Raw genomic sequence first — 16,480 nt, 5'->3', positions numbered from 1 at the left:
ACGAAGACGGGGTCCAGCCTATTTATTATTTGATATAGATACCGCCAAAGGGAAGCACCTCGCGCAAAATCCTTCTAATAAAACCGCCGTTCTGAAGCTGCTCCTCGAGCTCCGAATCGCGTGAACCGGTTTGAATCAGCACGGGCCCGCTGCCGCGTATTTCCCACTGCACGTTCATATGCTGGCTGGCGAGCTTATTGCCGTAGACCGAGAGCTGGATGGAGGCATTCTCAGGATAAGCGACAAGCGCGCCGGTTTCCACATAGAGGGGCCGGTCCGGCTGAAGCTCAATCGCCTTCATATCGCCAGCGGTGATGATGCCGAGCGAGCCTGGTCCGGAGAAGCGCATACGAACAAACTCCTTCGTGATCCAAGCGTTTTTAAGCTTCTGAATAACCGACTTGAGCTTCATCCCATCCGAGAAGAAGATAACATGGCGGAAGTCGAACAGCAGGTCGCTCTTCTCGTCAATATGTACCGTTTCTAGTGAGCAGCCCGCTGGAAGACCAAGAATGAACTCGGAAGGGCCGGATAGCAAGGAGCGAATCCAACGCTTCTTGCGGTACATGCCTGCCAAATCCATGAACCGGTCCTCGCGGCTTTCTGGATCGCCCTGATAGGCGATGATCGACTTCGGATGCAGCACATGAAGCTTGTCCGATTCTTCAAGCGCAATATGGACATGTCCAGTCTGAACAGGAACGGTGATGTTCATCTGCTCATCCCTCTTCTTCCAGCCGTTCGGTGCTTTCGCCACACGATATAGCGCCACACCCGGAGCGATACGAAATAGGCGATGATGAGGAGAGCGATGATAATAACGGTATTAATAAGCTTGCTGATAAAAGATTGTCGATCCTGCTTCATTTGCTCCATCTCAGCCTGCAGGCTGGCATTTTGTGCAATGAGCTGCTCATTTTGCTGGCGGAACTGCTCGCTCTGCTGACGAAATTTTTCGTTCTGCTCGAGGAGTTCCTGCTGCTTAAGCAAAAACTCTTCCGCTGCTTGGCGCGACTGCTCTAGCTGCTCCTGCTGTTCAGCCAGCGCGGCCTCTGCTTCCAAATATTGCGATTCAAGCTCGCTTATTTTCACTGGCGTGTTGTAAATGTCCTTGATCCGGTCAAAAAAGCCTGCATGAACGGTTGAATACGGGGCTGCTATAAAAAGAATTGAGAAGAAGCATACAAGTACGATTGCTTTCGATAACGACTGTCGCATCATATTCTCCCTTCGAATTTCGACATATGAGGGACTGGTACTTCCATTTTAACCCCTTTCTCGACAATAGTCACCCTCGTCCTGCGCTTCGGTTAAGCTTAGCCTTAAAAAGAATGCTTGCTTCCAAACACTCGACCGTGCTGCCACGCCGATCGCCCTGCTGTAAGAACACATTTGTTCTTACGGCGCCCACTCGACCGTGTTTTCAGTTTCCGTCGTACATCGCTTCCTATAGAAATCAATAAAAAACCAGCCAAGCAGAAATAGCTTCTGCTCGGCTGGTTTGTGACAAACGCCTTAAATACAAATATCCTAAATACTAAAGCCGCCGCGCCGACAAGCCTACCCTTGCTTTCTTACGTACAGTCGGCTCGTTTCTTCCCAAATGCCGCCAGGCTCCAGCGCAACAAGTCCGGTTTGCTCGGCCGGCAAATCCACGTTCGGTGCGTTAACCAGGTTCAGCTGTGGCTCCGGGCAGAAGAAGCCAGGAGTACAGAAGTTGTTCCAGATCATCCATTGCTTGTAAGCTGTGCCGACATCATAAACTAGCGTGACGCCGTTACGGGTATCGGTCAGCTCCATGGCATTGCGGCCGTTTTGCGGCTCGGCGGTGTAGTGGTTGTCCATCGCTTCCCAGAACGGCGAGATGCCTGTTGTTCTCATCGCTTCCTCGTCGGCAACAAACGGCTGATATTTGCCTGTAGGCAGCATCCGCTCGTTCAGCTCCCAGCGCTTGCCGGTCGTGAGCGTGAAGCGATAGTCATCCGCCGTGCTGTTTGCAGCAAATGGCGCATTAATCGCTGTGTGGAAGGCAATCATGCAAGGCATCGCGTCGGTGCCTTCGTTATGTACGGACACATGCTGCAGCAATCCAGATTCATTTAACGAATAGCGAAGCTTGATCGTGAAGCGGTGAGGCAAGTACGTATAAATAGGATGAGTTTCATTGATTGAAATTTTGAGAGATACATAGCTTTCCGTATTGTTCGTCCTGAAATCCTCTACGCTCCATGCTGCGGTGTGGAAAAATCCGTGCAAATGGTTGCCGGTCTTTTCTTCATTTACCGGGAAGGTATATTTCCGGCCATTCCAGGTGAATACGCCGTCCTCATAACGGTTAGGTGGGAATAGAACGGGAATGCCATGTACACCTGGATTCGCTCTGAAGCTATCCATCTCCTCAGCAGCCGGCTCGCGCAGAAACGTATAATCATTTTCTTTATCGCGGAAGGCGATGAGGTTCGCGCCTACGTTAGGCAATACGACTGCTTCATAGGCACCCCATTGCAGCCAAACGGCCTGCTCATCATGAAAATTTTGTTCAAATGTTTGTCCTTGCTTAGTCATAAGAATCCTCCTTATTGTGCTGCACATATAAAATGAGAGCGTATGCATTTCGGTGTGATGCTGTTCCACCTAAGAATAGCAGGGCGAAGCCAAACAAACAACCGCCCCATTTCGCGATTTGCGAAAAAAGAGCGGCTCGGTTTATTATCTTATTATTCGCTTATCCTTGTTCGCCGAGCGTTGTGAGAATAGCTGCTCGATCACGTATTGCTTGCGGCGATTCACGGTTAACCGTTTCGATTCAGAAATGTCTGACCCGAAGTAGATTGTGCCGCCTTCAATTGTTTTGATTTTGCCAATGTTAATGTAACAATTGGAGCTGATCTGATAGAAGCTGCTTTTGTTCGTTAGTTCTTTGAGCTGTTCGGCAGTCATTCTCTTCTTTATGTTATAGTTTCTGCCATGGAAGCTTACGAGACCTTGAACACCAACCTTAAAGTAGAGCACATCCGACTCCAGATCAAAATCCTCATACACGTTCCGCTCGCTCAACATTACATTCACCATCTTAATTCCCCCTTTAGAAAAGTGAATCACTGAACTGTTAGCGCTTACATTGTAACATATCACAATAACTTTTGTGAAGTATTTCATACAAAAAAGCCATTGTTTGCTGCTGCACCATGTGCTATGGTCTGTTTAATGATAAAAAGATGGAAAGGTTGGGAGCAAATGAGTAATGAGAGCAGCAGATTGCCCGCATACAGTGGAGTTCTCTATATAGGATCGTATGGATCGGCTGAGGAGGCGACCATTCATACTTGTACATTTAACGGCGTTACGAATCAGCTGGAGATTATTCAGACGATGACTGGTGTAGAAAATGCTTCCTATTTGGCGGTCCATCCGAACGGCAAGCAATTATTTGCAGCTAGTGAAACGGAACAATCGGGTGATGCTGACGGAGGGGCGATTGCTGTCTATGAAATAGATGCATTATCGGGCTTGCTTCGTACGACCGGCAATCGGTCGCTTACGCATGGAGCGCATCCGTGCTACATAAGTATGGATAGCACGGGTAAGGCGCTGTTCGCGGCCAATTATTCGGGCGGAAACGTTGCCTTGCTGCCGATAACGGAAGCCGGCGAGTTGGAGGCCGCTGCATCCATTCAGCAGCATGAGGGCGAGCTGGGACCGAATGCCTCTAGGCAGGACGCCCCGCATGCTCATTGCATTACGCCGTGGGGGGACACCGGCTATGTATGCGCAGTAGACTTAGGCATCGATGCGATCGTCATTTACCGGTATGATGATCAGCTTCTCACGCTGACTCCGCATAGTGTATGCAAGGTGCATCCTGGAGCCGGACCGCGTCACCTTGTTTTTCATCCTTCACTGCCCTTCGGCTATGTGATGAATGAGCTTGATTCGACGATCACAATATTGAAGGCAGACGTAGAGCGAGGTACGCTTGCAGTTGTAAAGGCGGTATCGGCGCTGCCTGCAGAATTTGTAGGGTATAATGACGCTGCGGACATTCATCTGGCACCATCGGGGCGTTATTTGTACAGCTCCAATCGCGGTCATAACAGCATGGCCGTATTTGAGGTGGATCAGTCAAGCGGAGAGCTTACGCTCATCCAGCATATCGATTGCGGCGGCGAGTCGCCGCGTAATTTTGCCATTGCACCAGGCGGTAGGCATTTGCTCGTCGCGCATCAGAAGTCGGGGACTGTAGTTGTATTTAACGTTGACATCCAGAGCGGTCTACTATCGCCGACGAGCACGGTTCTTCCGTTGAAGAGTCCGGTATGCATTATGTTCGGCCGAGGGAATAACGTCCGCATTCGTTTGAAAGGGATCGAACAGGAATAATTTTTTTTGGAAAAGCGAAAGGCAGGTCCTGTTAAATGTCAACACCGCTTTCGACCGCAAATGCGAAGTCCGAAACTATGAAATCGGCAACGGTTTATGCCATTCTAGTCGCTATTAGCTCAGTTCATCTGATAAACGATATGATGCAATCGGTCGTAACGGCCTTATTTCCCGTTCTTAAGGATTCCTTAAAGCTTAGTCTTGCTCAGATCGGCTGGATTGCATTTACGCTGAATATGACCTCGTCCGTAATGCAGCCTTTCGTTGGACTCATTTCGGACAAAAGACCAGCTCCTTGGATGCTTCCGGTCGGGATGTTCTCCAGCATGCTGGGGATGATTGGACTTGCTTTTGCACCGAATTATTATCTCTTGCTGCTTTCCGTCGTATGCGTAGGGATAGGCTCAGCCGTGTTCCATCCCGAAGGCTCACGAGTGGTCCATTTGGCAGCGGGCAACCGGCGCGCATTCTCCCAATCGATCTATCAGGTCGGGGGCAATTTTGGACATATGCTGGGGCCGCTTATGACGATGGCGATTTTCATTCCATTCGGTCAAAAAGGTGCCATATGGGGCGTGGCGCTGGCGGCGACCGCGATTGCCATTCTCATGAAGGTCGTGCCTTGGTATAGAACGCAGCTTGCTATACATAACGGCCGAATGCAGCAGAAGAAGGCGGCAGGCGGCGCGAAGCCCGAGCTTGCGCCCAAAATCGCCGCATTTGCGATTGCCATTCTGGTTGCAATCGTCTTCGCGCGTTCCTGGTATGCTGCGGCTATTGGAAACTTTTATCAGTTTTATGTCGTGGAAGCGTATGGGATATCGATAAAGGCCGCTCAGGTGCCGTTGTTTCTGTTCCTTGCGGCAGGTGTTGCCGGGACGTTCCTAGGTGGCATGCTGGCAGATCGGATCGGCCGCAAAAAAATGATGCTCATCTCGATTCTTGGCGCTGCTCCATTCGCGCTCATGCTGCCGCATCTGCCGCTGGCATGGGTATATCCGTTAATCGTCGTGCTGGGCTTTATCCTGCAATCAGGATTTTCGGTAAGCGTTGTTTATGCACAGGAGCTCATGCCGGGGAAGGTCGGAACGGCGTCGGGGCTTATTACCGGACTTGCTTTCGGTATGGGCGGTTTGGGTGCGGTCGTTCTTGGTTACATGGCGGATGCAACTACGCTTAGCTTCGTAATGGCTTTGTGCAGCGTTTTGCCGCTGATCGGACTGCTTGCTATCCTGCTGCCGAAGGATCAAAGGGAATCGGAGTAAACAGCACTCGTAAGGAAAGGAGAGCTGCTTGTAGGTATTCCTGCAGGCGGCTGTCTTTTTTTGCGGTGGGCGTTTCGAGGATGGAGAAAGCTTTCACCATGAACGTAGCGAAAATTTTATTATCTCGTTCTCGAGACCGTTAAATTCGATCATCAGGTCCGGTATGATTATAAAGATATTTTTGATACGGAGGGCGTAAGCCGGCTGACATGGTGCGTCAGTACAATAGGGAGGTCGCGGTTTTAAAAGAGAAGTGGATAGAGAAGCTGCAGCCATATGGCGAAAGGGCTACCATCTCCTCTCAGGGAATAGCAGGAACAATAATACGATGGTGAAACGGGTGCTGAGCCGCAAACAATGGGGGTCAGCCGTTTACGCTAGGGGAGAGTGCCATTTGCAATGTCTGCTGAGGCTATAAAAGGAGTGGGCGGGAGCTTGTTCCGCAACACGTTTTTTCAAACGATTTTGTTATCGAATGTATTGCTGCAAATCGGGATTTGGGTGCGTAACTTCGCGATTCTAATGTATGTCACCGACAAGACGAACGAGGATTCGTTCGCAATTGGCCTGATGGGCTTTGTCGAATTTTTGCCGATATTCATATTTTCATTTATCGGCGGGACATTTGCGGACCGTTGGAAGCCGCGCTTGACCATGATTTGGTGTGATTTTTTATCCGCTATTTCCGTGTTTGTCGTACTTATAACGCTGCATTACGGCTCGTGGCATATGGTTTATTTTGCAACGTTCGTTTCAGCTATTTTGTCGCAGTTCTCACAGCCTTCGGCGATGAAGCTATTCAAGCAATATATCCCTGCCGAACAGCTGCAGTCGGCAATGGCAATGTTCCAATCGCTGATCGCGATCTTTATGGTGCTTGGACCATCGTTAGGCGTTATTTCGTATCAAAGGTTCGGCATTGAGATATCTATCGCTGTGATGGGTGTCGCTTTTTTATTATCTGCTGTCGTATTGTTCAGGATTCCTTCAGATCGCGAAGTCGAAAGAACAGAGCAGGCCGCCGATCAGAGGTTTTGGAAGGACCTTAAGGACGGGTTTGGTTATGTATATCGCAGTCCGGTGCTGAAATCATTAGGAGCGACCTTCGCGTTAGCCGGGATAGCAGTCGGCATTGCGCAAACGCTAGGCCTGTTCATTGTATTGGAGCGGCTTGGCCAGCCTAAGGAATTTTTGCAATTCATGTTGATGGTGAATGGAGTGGCGATGCTTGTTGGAGGCGGCGTTGTCATGGCGGTAGCCAAAAAGGTTCCTCCTCAGAAGCTGCTTGCCCTTGGATTTCTGCTCAGCTCACTCTGCATGATCGGAGTAGGCTTGTCAACGAGTATTCCACTTACCCTCGTGCTCCAGTTTATAAGCGGGCTTGGTTTCCCGATGATTCAAATCGGAATTAGCACCATGATTTTGCAATGGACGAAAGAATCTTTCATTGGACGGGTGAACGGCGTGCTTACGCCAATGTTCATGGGGACGATGGTTATCATGACGCTCGTTGCCGGACAGCTTAAGAAGGTGTTCCCGCTTGTTGGGATCTATTGCACAGCCGGACTAATCATGTTTGCAGGCATGCTGCTGCTCATTCCGTTGTTCAAGTATAAGCCGCTAGCATCCGAGGAAGAGGGCTGCTCTTCTGAGCTTGCTATGGGTTCGAGTAAATAAGTTAACTAGTATATATTGACAGAATAATAGTCGTGAAGTAACATTTATTTAGTTGAAACGAAGTGTAGCGAAGCACGCTTATACCCTCGCAGGAGGGGAGAGGCGTGTTTTTTTGTGTTGTTTCGGTTGTGTCGCTGGGGGAGCGGCGTGCTGGAGTGGAAGGGGATGTTGTCGAAAATAAGAAAATGATGTAAGAAGACTCACTCAAAAGAAGGAAACAGCAGCTTTTTGCAAGAATTGTAAAGGCAGGAAAAATTGAAACGGGAGAGGTTTAGAATGAAAAAAACAGGGAAAATATTTATCATGTTAGCCTTGATGGTCTCCATGCTAATGACTGCTCAAACGGCTTCGTCTGCTGCTTTTACAGATACGAAGTCCCATTGGGCGAAAGCAGATATTGATAAGGCCGTTAATCAAGGCTGGATTAATGGCTACAGTGCAACGAGCTTTAAACCGAATGAAAACATAACTCGTGCCGAGTTTTTGAAATCGCTGGTTGTAGCCTTGAAGTATAAAGTAGAGAACACGGATACGCCGTTTGAGGATGATGCCGGCTGGTATCGTGCCCACATTGCAACTGGCTTGAAGCAGTCGATTATTAATGTTGACGAATATGCTGATGCCAATTTCGAGCCTAACCGCAAAATTACACGCGAAGAAATCGCTCGCATGACCATACGCGCTCTCGGCAAAGACGCAGAAGTCGTGAAGTCCGGCTATCTGGCTGTGGCGAAACAGCTGGAAATCATGAAGGGCTACCCAGACGGCACGATGGGCGGCGATAAAAACGCAACTCGTGCTGAGGCGGTTGTGATGATTTCGAACACGTTGACAGTGAAGATAGGTAAGCCGGTGGCTTATCCGAAAACGAAAGAACAGTTGAATACAATGATTCAGTCGCTTCCTAGTTTTAAGGGAAATACGACTTATGGAAGGAATCAAATAGTGTTAATTAACCAAAAGGGTACAGATGTTTTTGAGGATAACACTCTTGGAATTGAATATGACGCTGCTAGGAACACAACTTACGTTAACCTATTTGATTCTTCCGCAGATAATAAAGCTTTAGTTAAAGACATTCTAAAAAACTATTATCCAAAATCTTATGAAAAAGCATACAGTAGTTATATCAAGGTTGATGGAATGAAGTTTGTAGAAGGCCGAAATTTTATTTCTACAATGTATGACGGTATTAGTTTCAAAGCCTATAAACCAAATAGTAATAAAGGTGCGGTTATTTGGATCGGGGAGTGAACGAGTTGCAACGGTCAATGAAAAAAAACCTCTTACTTGTTTTAACTTTAGTACTTCTAATCTCATCTATTCCAATTCATAAAGAGATTAATGCTGCTGGGAGAGCAGATTGCGGAATGCCCGGTACTTTTACCGAAGCTGAAAATTTAAAAGCTCAAAAATTAATAGAGCAAAATGATATTCCAACAACAAATGGAAGCAAGGAATTAAACATTGGCTTTCTACTTAATAAATGTAATATTGGAAAAGCCACAGTTGTTTATGGTTCTCCTTTAGAAGTTGAAAGATTGTCTGGAAATGACTTTAATGCTGGCGTGGGGCAATGGCGTTATCTTGGCTGGGATGAAACTGGCTCACTTTTTAGAAACTGGATGTTCCCGAGTGACTCACGTGCAACCTTACATGTAGCTAAAAATTGGGTTAAAGAACCATGGAAAGAAGTGACTGGTTTTTTAAAAGGCATAGATCCATCATTCGCTTTAAGTAGCAATCCAGCAGCAGCAGGCTGGCTTGAAAAAATGGTTGACCCATATAAAGAATCAGCTACTTTTTTAGAAAGCTATAATAAACGTAAAGATCCAAATTGGACTGGAGATACGTTACTTGACTACGCGATCATCCAGCAAAGACCAACAGACTTTAGTCCGGGCGTTGTGCAGATGTGGAACATATGGCAGCCTGACGGTTCTTGGTGGTACGAAATGTTTATTATTCCACCACTCAAAAAAATTGAAATAAAGGAAGAACCCGACCTTATCATTAAAACAATAGTTAATGCACCTGATGCTTTGGTAGGGGATTCCGTACCTGTGAAAATCACAACAGAGAATCGAGGCCAAGAAAACAGCGGCCCCTTCACTGTCGGCATCGTAGGAACCAATATCAAATCAGAAGTAATCACCAATTTGCCTCCAAATCAAATCAAGACTGTTACTGTCAATGTCACGTCCAACACAACGGGAATAAAAAGTTTCATAGCCATGACAGACTTCGGCCTAGCCGTCAAAGAGTCAAACGAAGATAACAACACCAAGCCCTTTCAAATCGCATTTAACAGAAAAAACGAACCAACCTCCCCCATCGCAATTATTAGCCACTTCGATGGCGATCACCGAACTGAACCTGAAATTACAATTCAACCCTTGTCCGACCCTCAACTCAATGATGAATTATCTTACTCCCCAGGTGGAGAAGCAATTACGGTGAAAGAATGGCAGTACACACCGCCGGAAGGTACATTATCCACTGGAAAGCCGAGCATGACTGATTTTGTGCAGACAGGCGACTATCTCATTAAGCTGCGCGTGATGAACAGTGCAAATAGATGGTCAGAGTGGGCCCAACTGAAAATTAAGGTCGAACCTGAAGTTGTTATTCTTCCTGATCCAGCCATTCGCTTAGACATTGAATTTGATCCACCCCGCATTATTACAGGAGAGAAATCTTCATTAAAAAATAATAGTGATGGTGTTGAAACCCATTCGTGGGTATTCAGTGGAAACCTGGAAGACGTATTATCAAATCGAACTGATTTTGCTTATCCTGATATTACATTTACAGAGCCTGGTATTTATAGAGCGGAGTTTACGGGCTATAATGGAGCGCTGACAGGCAAGGAAACCGCTTATTTAGAGGTTATTGACCCTAAACCAGTAGCGGTTGTCACGGGTATAACACGGGTTATACAAGGAAGGGATTTTCCGTTTCCACATCATTTGCTTAACTCATACACACCACTCGCAGACCGCGGCGTAACCATTGATTTTACAAAATCAGAGATCCGCCACAAACTAATATCGAATCATACATATACCGCTGCTTGGCCAGATAAAGCTCCGATGGAACTTGGCAAGTACAGCATCGAAGGCAAGGTACACGATTCGGAAGGGCGTATTAGTGAGTGGGGTACACTCCAAATGGAGGTTGTTCCTGACTTGCCGCCAACGCTTACTGTAATTGCTCCTGAAGAAGCTTATCGGAACAGCTTTTTAACGCTTTATATGCAAGCCGATAGTCCTGACGGTGACATCCTGCAGCACTTGCTGCTAGAAGAACGTTACGATCAAGACGATGATGGTAATTTTGATGAAGAGGCTTGGACAACGCTATATGATGGCGATTTTAAGTGGACGCATAAAATCGAGAATTATCCTACAGTCGGCAAGCGCCAGTACAAAGCAACCGTTACTGAGCACTACGGACAGCAAGGGAATTCACCCCCTGTTGTAACCAACATCCTAAACCATGCGCCACAGACGAATTTTAATGTCTCTGGTGTCATTCAGCAGCCGGATCAAGGAGAGGATAGCGCACCCCCTATTACTGCCTATACTCCTGAATCCATTTTTCGTTCTTGGACTGCAAAAAAACCGTATATCGGCGGCACAGCAAGCAAAATTGGCTGGAAGGCGGATTCGAATGCCATTTCCACTAAAAACGCCATTTTAGCAGATTTTAAAATTAGTTATCCCAATATGGGGCAAGGCTCTAATGCGCGATCGCTTTATGATCAGGCTTCGGATCTAACGCCTCAAAACCTTTGGCGAAGTCCCGACAAGCTCATTGAAGCTGTCTTTGCAGGGCATAGAATGTACACGATCAGCGAGAGTACGGCAAGCGATACCATCACTGAACGAAATGCCGTGACCGGTGCAGCGAATAGGAGTTTTGTGATCAACAAAGAGGGGTATACCTATAGACAAATCGATAAAAAAGAAAATTTTTATTACTTTTTATCCACTGCTTCTAGTCTCGAAGTCAAAGTCATAAATAAAAATGGCGAATCAACACAAACGCATACACTGCCTTTCAGCTCGAATCCGGGCCTGCGTTACAGCGAGGTATCGGCAGACGGGAGATACTTGTATGTTATCGCATCGATTCGCATCGATTCGTATATTCAACTGCTTTTTGTGAAATATGATTTATTGAATCGGGCTGTAGTATGGAATTCACCCGGAGCATTAGAGGTTTATGCGCCTTTGTTCTATGAGCAATTAAAAGCGACCATAAATACGAACGGCGATCTGGTAGCTTCGTATAGCGCAACTGAAGGTGTGTACGGTCCCGATACCGGCTGGGTCGTCAGAGCAAGAAATAACGGTGTCATCAGTTATATTGATATAGGCGGCGCCACAGATGTTTCTTATCCTGTCGTATCCAATGACGGTCAATTTATTTACGTGGCAACCTCTGCACAATCGTCCAATAATAAAAGATTTTCATCCAAGCTGACTACGATACGCACTACTGACACGAGCCTAAGCTTACATCGCAGCGCTAATATGGAAACTTGGGATGCAGGATCTTTACTTTTTGATAATGATGATAGATTCGGAATTGCAACACCGATCGTTCGTCCTGATGGATCGGTGTACGCTACGACGAAAGTAAATTACGGCGACTATCTCTTTAACCATGAAGGATCTCCGATACAGGGCCAAAACACAAATGGCAACAAAGCAGGCAACTATCGTCTTTATCAACTGCCAAATGGCCGAATCGCATTTCCAACTATGGGCTTCTATGATAATGGAAATTTGTATGCGGCATTAACGAGTACGGTGTGGGCAGGGGGGACAAGCACCAACTATATCAGGACCGTAGTGAGTAAAACATATCCGAACACCTCTGGAGGCGGATGGTCGAATTCGACGAATATGACAAGCTCATCTATCTTGCCAGATGGATCGCTTTATTTCTTTTATAGGGTGAATAATAATAATACAGTCGTTCCTTTTGTTTCTCCAACGGCCTTAAATGGGACATCGAGTGTATATCCTAAAGTAATTGATCCTGAATCGGTAGAGATTGTGGATGATCATTGGGCAGGACTTCTCTATGACGCTGGCAGCGTCATGAAGAACTATAATTTTGAGTTTGATGTTAGCGTGAATAACCTTGAAAACGCCAAAACAATAGGAACAGCGTTGAACATTCAAAACGAAAAGAACATGTACTCGGTAGAGTGGGAAAAAAACAAATTAATTTTATTCCGAGTTGTTAATGGTTTAAAAACAGAACTGAAATCCATTACACAGCCACGAGCTTCATTCACACCTTATACAGTAAAGGTTGAATCGGTAAATGGGACTTTACGAGTGTTTATCAACAATGTGAAAAAGCTTGAAGCAGTAGACACAACTTTTCTAAAGGGAGCAGCAGGGATTATGTCCTTGGGCCAGCCGCAAGCAACCTTCAGCAAGGTAAAGAAAAATAATTATGGCGATACGTACACAGAAGAGGTTTACGAATCGGTTCTCGTCAATGATCCAGTTCTCTACGATAAAATCTTCAAGGATATTGAGAGTGACCTGATGGCAGCAGAGCAATGGAGCTACAGCCATAATCCAAACTTCTTTGAAAATCCGGAAGGGTTAAGCATGTATCATGGCCAATCCTTCAGCAGCACGATCAATGCACTCGAAAAGCCAGGCGTGTACTCGATTACGTTTAAAGCAGAAGATAATCCTGGATTGCCTGCTTATCGTAAATGGTCGGAGCCCGTAGAAAAGCTGCTCTATGTTCATCGAAGACCAGTTGCGATGCCGGATGTTCGCTTTACTGGAAGAGTTTTCGCGGAAGGTGAAGCGCTCGATTATGAAACGCATGACGCTTCCTACGATCCGGATATTGCGCATATTCTTTCGGACAGGCTGTTCCGCACACGCTGGGCAGACGAAACGACTTGGACAACAGGCAAACGGCAATTCTATAATCGCCCTGGTGTAGAGCTGATCGTGCAGGAGCAAGTAAGGGATATACATGGCGCATGGTCGTATTGGGGACAGAGTATCGTGTACAAGGATTCGTTGCCGCCAATCAACCAAATTAAGCCAGTTATGACCATTACGTATCCTGGTGGAACGACTGCAACCACACCAACCGTTTTAATAAAAGAGCCAACGATTACATGGACCTATGCAGATGCAGAGAACGATCCGCAGGAGATGTATCGTTTAACATTTACCTATGTGGACACGAATGAAATTGCCCTTCATATTGAACACGAAGGCGCAGCGTTAAATTATGCCATGCTGCCTAACAGTATCGTTCCCGGACGGGTAGTACGGGTGCAAGGCCAAGTCTACTCTAAGGGCGTATGGTCTAATCTAAGCAATATTCGTTATTTTCTAATAAACCGTGCTCCTAACACCCACTTGCTCTCCTATAACGGTCTGGATGCCACCAATCCGATTTATACGAACAGCAACCGGCCGCTTCTTCGCGTGTTTACCATTGATCCGGAGAATCACCCGATTACCGCCATTGATTATGAAGTATATCGGGCAGTTGACGGCGCAATGGCAGCAGATACAAACACGGCCACAGCGTTAGCAAGCTATGCGCCTTCCGCTCTTGCGGAAGGGCTGCATTACTGGAGGGCAAGGGCAGCGGACCGTTTTGCATGGGGGCCGTATTCCAGCAACGGATTTTTCTTCGTAGACACCATCAAGCCCGCCGATGTCGTTGAGCAGCTGGAGATTGAGCCGACGGCTGTAAAGGTAACATTCAATGCGTTCAGCGATGCTGCGCCCTCGTCGGGACACGCTTCAAGAACCTTCTATTTGCAAAAGGTGAACACGAACGGGAGCGTGACGAATATCGATCTGAACGGCGATGGATCAGCCGAGTATAGTGTGCCGCTGGCGCTGACCAGGCAGTCTTATCGGGTAACAGGTCTAATTCCGGGACAGCAATATAGGCTGACTATTCTGGATGATGATATCGCAGGCAATGAGGGGAGCTATGCCTATATCTATTTCTACACGAATCGACCGCCAACTGCGGATTTTGATTGGCTGCCAATGCCAATTTATGAAGGGGATACGGTCACTTTTACTTCGGAGGTGGATGATCCCGACGGGAGTACGGTTGCTGTCACTTATGAGCTGACGAACCCTGCAGGAGTGAAGAAAAGCTTTTCCTATACGTTAAATGGCCCGGATTATCCGGTCAGAGGACCATCATTAAGGATGTCCGAGACAGGAATATGGAGCATGCGTTTGACGGTAAGCGACGGCATTGCCGATCCGGTTGTCGTGACCAAATCGGTACAGGTGCGCTCACTCGGGGTTGCAGGATATGTGATGCATACCGAGCTGTGGGATCAGCACCGCAAAGCCTATAATTTGAAAACATCAGGAGATGAGAATTCTCCGCGCGGTTTTTCGGTATTCTGGGCTGGAGAGAAGTTTGTACTCGTAGCGGATACGACTCTAACGGGAACGGCTACAAAAGCGGACCGGGTTGAGGTGCAAATGGGCGCTTACACAGCATCGTTAGTTCCGGCAAGCTCTTCTAAAACAAGCTGGAGCGGCGAGCTGTGGGATGCTTCTTTTACGCAGCTGGCAAGGGGAAGGCTTACCTTTACTTTCACGGCTTACTACAATAACGGAACGGTCAGAACAGTGATTGCTGAAGTGACGATCGATGGCCAGACGTTAGAAATCGTAGGCGTACACAGGGTTCAATAAGGGTTGTAAGAAGAAAAAAACGAGGCTTGGCTCATTCCCATTCGAGCCTGCCTCATTTTTTGTATTAGTGGTAAGCAGGAGACGTTTCGATTTTTGTAACTATAAAAGTATATCATTCTGATGGTTCAGTGGAGCCGTACATTTCATAAATCACTGCCCACTCTTGATCTTCACAAAAAACTTGCTGATCGCGTAATACGCCGCGCCTCGAACGGCCGATTGCTCCTGCAGCTCGGCGAACATAATTTGCATCCGCTCGCGGTGATACGGCAGCGTGCGCCGATCGACTGCGGCCTGTACAGCAGGCTCAAGCCACGGCGCGGCAAGGCTCATCCGGTTGCCGATGATGACAACGTTCGGATTGAACACGTTGACGATATTTGCAATTCCAGCGCCTAAATAGTCTCCGATTGACCGGATGAGCTCCCGCACGCGCTCATCGCCGGCCGAAGCGGCGTCCAAGAGCCCTTCCAGACTGTCGAAACCAAGCTCCACAGCCTGCTCAAGCAGCGCATTTTCCGATGCATAAAGCTCCCAGCAGCCCCGGTTGCCACAGCTGCACGGCTTCCCGTCATACTCGATCGACAGATGTCCCAGCTCGCCCGAGAAGCCGGATGCCCCTTTATAAAGCTCCTTGTTTAAAATAATCCCGGTCCCGATTCCGATCCCGACGCTAACGTAAATTTGATTCGGAATTCCGCGGCCGGCACCGTACTTCTGCTCGCCCTGCGCGCCAGCGTTCGCTTCGTTGTCGATCGTAACCGGCACGCCGAAGCGTTCCTCCAGCTGCCGCTGCAGCTCTATATTTCGCCATCTCAGATTCGGAGCAAACAGAATAGCGCCGCGATCATCTACAATACCCGGCACCCCGACGCCGATGCCGACGATGCCATAGGAGCTTTCAGGCGCTCCGTTCATCAAGCGTTCAATACACTCAGACAGCTGCTCTAGCGCAAACGCCGCGTCATGCTGCTTCAAGCTGCGTTGCTGCTCCGCAATAACATTGCCCTCCAAGTCTACAAGCTGACCACGTATATAGTTAACGCCCAGATCGATGCCGATCGCATAGCCTGCTGTTCCTTTAAAGAGGAGCATTACCGGCTTGCGCCCGCCGCTCGATTGCCCAGGTCCGATTTCGAGCACGAGGTCGCTGTCAATTAGGTCTTGAACAAGACTGGACACGGTCGCTTTATTAAGTCCGGTAAGCTCGGATATTTGCGCCCGCGACAGCGGAGCATGCTTAATCACCGCTTCAAGCACGATGGAAGTGTTCATTTTTTTGATTAGCGCTAAATCTCCGGTTGTTTTTAATTTCAAAAGAAGGCCTCCGTCCAGTCGCATTAACGAACATTATAGCATGGATATGATTTCTCTACTTTATCATAAAAAACTTAGTTTGTTTAGTAGACAAACTAAGTTTTCTCGTGT

10 protein-coding genes are annotated in these 16,480 nt (G+C 47.5%); 5 read left to right on the top strand and 5 right to left on the bottom strand.

The genetic code is table 11. The annotated features are described in order from the left end of the window. Positions 1–25 precede the first annotated feature (25 nt). The 4 genes from ACO9K6_RS09810 to ACO9K6_RS09795 all read right to left on the bottom strand — a co-directional run bounded on the left by ACO9K6_RS09810 (position 26) and on the right by ACO9K6_RS09795 (position 3,072). A complete protein-coding gene (locus ACO9K6_RS09810) occupies positions 26–757 on the bottom strand; it encodes an AIM24 family protein (protein ID WP_424767381.1) in 732 nt (243 codons plus the stop codon). Then, entirely contained in the window at positions 712–1,218 is a 507-nt protein-coding gene (locus ACO9K6_RS09805) for a hypothetical protein (protein WP_424767380.1), read from the bottom strand. The genes ACO9K6_RS09810 and ACO9K6_RS09805 overlap by 46 nt, the downstream gene beginning before the upstream one ends. A gap of 342 nt (positions 1,219–1,560) precedes the next feature. Continuing rightward, on the bottom strand, positions 1,561–2,565 hold the full coding sequence (locus tag ACO9K6_RS09800; protein ID WP_424767379.1) for an aldose 1-epimerase: 1,005 nt from the start codon (positions 2,563–2,565) through the stop codon (positions 1,561–1,563). Between the two features lie 144 nt (positions 2,566–2,709). Beyond that, positions 2,710–3,072 (bottom strand): LytTR family transcriptional regulator DNA-binding domain-containing protein, encoded by a 363-nt coding sequence (locus tag ACO9K6_RS09795; protein ID WP_424767378.1) that lies wholly within the window; start codon positions 3,070–3,072, stop codon positions 2,710–2,712. A 165-nt stretch (positions 3,073–3,237) separates the two neighbouring features. Between ACO9K6_RS09795 and ACO9K6_RS09790 the strand changes: the two genes are divergently transcribed. The 5 genes from ACO9K6_RS09790 (at position 3,238) to ACO9K6_RS09770 (ending at position 15,052) form a co-directional block, all read left to right on the top strand. After that, on the top strand, positions 3,238–4,380 hold the full coding sequence (locus tag ACO9K6_RS09790) for a lactonase family protein (RefSeq protein ID WP_424767377.1): 1,143 nt from the start codon (positions 3,238–3,240) through the stop codon (positions 4,378–4,380). Positions 4,381–4,415: 35 nt separating this feature from the next. Then, positions 4,416–5,645: an MFS transporter gene (locus ACO9K6_RS09785; RefSeq protein WP_424767376.1), complete on the top strand. Its 1,230-nt coding sequence runs from the start codon at positions 4,416–4,418 to the stop codon at positions 5,643–5,645. A 399-nt stretch (positions 5,646–6,044) separates the two neighbouring features. Then, positions 6,045–7,322: an MFS transporter gene (locus ACO9K6_RS09780; protein WP_424767375.1), complete on the top strand. Its 1,278-nt coding sequence runs from the start codon at positions 6,045–6,047 to the stop codon at positions 7,320–7,322. Positions 7,323–7,598: 276 nt separating this feature from the next. After that, the gene (locus tag ACO9K6_RS09775; protein ID WP_424767374.1) at positions 7,599–8,576 is read left to right on the top strand and encodes an S-layer homology domain-containing protein; all 978 of its coding nucleotides are present in this window, start codon (positions 7,599–7,601) and stop codon (positions 8,574–8,576) included. A 17-nt stretch (positions 8,577–8,593) separates the two neighbouring features. After that, positions 8,594–15,052 carry an Athe_2463 domain-containing protein gene (locus ACO9K6_RS09770; protein ID WP_424767373.1) on the top strand — a complete coding sequence of 2,153 codons (6,459 nt, stop codon included), beginning with the start codon at positions 8,594–8,596 and terminating at the stop codon, positions 15,050–15,052. Positions 15,053–15,202: 150 nt separating this feature from the next. Here ACO9K6_RS09770 and ACO9K6_RS09765 read toward each other — a convergent pair whose 3' ends face one another. Beyond that, the gene (locus ACO9K6_RS09765) at positions 15,203–16,393 is read right to left on the bottom strand and encodes an ROK family protein (RefSeq protein WP_424767372.1); all 1,191 of its coding nucleotides are present in this window, start codon (positions 16,391–16,393) and stop codon (positions 15,203–15,205) included. Positions 16,394–16,480 lie beyond the last annotated feature (87 nt).

Source organism: Paenibacillus praedii, from assembly GCF_049725345.1.
GTDB lineage: Bacteria > Bacillota > Bacilli > Paenibacillales > Paenibacillaceae > Pristimantibacillus.
This window is presented reverse-complemented; position numbering and strand designations above follow the sequence as displayed.

What these genes read in the sequence shown, in the direction of transcription:
- ACO9K6_RS09805 (WP_424767380.1), bottom strand. Translation starts at nt 1,218, where the DNA reads ATGCGACAGTCGTTATCGAAAGCAATCGTACTTGTATGCTTCTTCTCA.
- ACO9K6_RS09800 (WP_424767379.1), bottom strand. Translation starts at nt 2,565, where the DNA reads ATGACTAAGCAAGGACAAACATTTGAACAAAATTTTCATGATGAGCAG.
- ACO9K6_RS09795 (WP_424767378.1), bottom strand. Translation starts at nt 3,072, where the DNA reads ATGGTGAATGTAATGTTGAGCGAGCGGAACGTGTATGAGGATTTTGAT.
- ACO9K6_RS09790 (WP_424767377.1), top strand. Translation starts at nt 3,238, where the DNA reads ATGAGTAATGAGAGCAGCAGATTGCCCGCATACAGTGGAGTTCTCTAT.
- ACO9K6_RS09785 (WP_424767376.1), top strand. Translation starts at nt 4,416, where the DNA reads ATGTCAACACCGCTTTCGACCGCAAATGCGAAGTCCGAAACTATGAAA.
- ACO9K6_RS09780 (WP_424767375.1), top strand. Translation starts at nt 6,045, where the DNA reads ATGTCTGCTGAGGCTATAAAAGGAGTGGGCGGGAGCTTGTTCCGCAAC.
- ACO9K6_RS09775 (WP_424767374.1), top strand. Translation starts at nt 7,599, where the DNA reads ATGAAAAAAACAGGGAAAATATTTATCATGTTAGCCTTGATGGTCTCC.
- ACO9K6_RS09770 (WP_424767373.1), top strand. Translation starts at nt 8,594, where the DNA reads ATGAAAAAAAACCTCTTACTTGTTTTAACTTTAGTACTTCTAATCTCA.
- ACO9K6_RS09765 (WP_424767372.1), bottom strand. Translation starts at nt 16,393, where the DNA reads ATGCGACTGGACGGAGGCCTTCTTTTGAAATTAAAAACAACCGGAGAT.